The following is a 1,214-nucleotide window of genomic DNA, read 5'->3' as shown; positions in this document are numbered from 1 at the left end:
AGCCGCCGACCCCTGACGCCATATTGAGTCCTCACCGGCTGTCCGGTTTCCGCAAGCGGGCTCCTCTTCGGAGGAGCGGAAACCGGCCGGTGAGGACGGTTGGCAGGAACGGTGGTGTGTGATACATGATGCGCAATGACTGCAAAACACATGTAATGATGCAATGCCACGCTCACGCCTGACCTCTACTGAGACTGCAGCCATCACCGCGCGGCTCCTCGCTGGCGAGAGCGTTGCGGCCGTGGCGAGGTCGATGGGCCGTTCCCGCCAGGCACTGTCACGGATCAAGGGCAGCCTTGACCGGAAGGAAGTGCGGCGGCTTTCGGTGAAGCTGAACATCCGCATCACGCAAGACGAGCATGCAGCCTTTCAGGCGGTTGCCGAGGCAAGCGGCCTGACGGTCTCCGAGGCAGTCCGGCATCTGGTCAGACAGGCAAGCGATCGTCTGGCCATTCAGGTAGACGAGCTAGATGCCATCGCTGCAGCAAGACGGGAGTTGTCGGCCGTCGGCAACAACCTCAATCAGATCGCGCGCCTGGGAGCAGTCGGACGTCTGACTTGGAATGCCCGCGATGCTGCTCTCGTGCGAAAGGTTGGAGCGCGGGTCGACGACCTTGTCGAAGAAGTTGTCCACCTCCTCTCGGCGCTGAGGGCCAAGCAAGGACTTGGTGATCAAGCCTCTCCGTTCGCTATTGCCGCTGATGCTTCTGCCGAGGCGTCGAAATGACCCGGTCGCCTTCAGTCGAAGATCTGGTTCTCGGTCATGTTCTCGACGACCGTCGTCGTGGGCGGGGCGGTGGCGACGGCTCATCGTCCCGTCTCGGCACGCGCAAGGAACGCCAGACCCGGGCGCTTCTGCGAAACGCTGGTGGGCCGCGTGGCTGGCAGTCGGTCGTCAAACGCATCGCCGGTGGCAGTGCCCGAACCCCTCAGGAGCTGAAGCGCCTTCTTGACTATGTGGCCCGGGAAGAGGGGGTACAGAGCACCTGGTGCAATCTGGCGGGCTATGAGCGTGATTTCGATCCTGCCCGAACGGAGCGGACAGCGGATCTCTGGTCTTCGACCTGGACAGGCGCGCCGCGACGGGGACATGCCGATCACATCGTCCTGAGCTTCCCGCGTGGGGTGGACGCCGAGCGCGCCGAAGTCATCGCCCGGGAATGGGGGCAGGCTGTGTTCGGGTCCGGTGAGTATGGGGATGTCTGGCGCTACGT

At 63.5% G+C, this 1,214-nt stretch carries 2 protein-coding genes; both read left to right on the top strand.

Annotation, left to right across the window (positions count from 1 at the left end):
• Positions 1-325: 325 nt before the first annotated feature.
• A complete protein-coding gene (gene mobC, locus Q8M85_RS20995) occupies positions 326-727 on the top strand; it encodes a plasmid mobilization relaxosome protein MobC (protein ID WP_305548360.1) in 402 nt (133 codons plus the stop codon).
• On the top strand, positions 724-1,214 hold a 491-nt coding region (locus Q8M85_RS20990), incomplete at its 3' end, for a hypothetical protein (RefSeq protein ID WP_305548358.1). The genes mobC and Q8M85_RS20990, both read left to right, overlap by 4 nt.

This window comes from Tabrizicola sp. (assembly GCF_030694085.1).
GTDB lineage: Bacteria > Pseudomonadota > Alphaproteobacteria > Rhodobacterales > Rhodobacteraceae > Tabrizicola.
The sequence above is the reverse complement of the archived record's forward strand: the minus strand, read 5'-3'. Positions and strand labels throughout refer to the sequence as shown.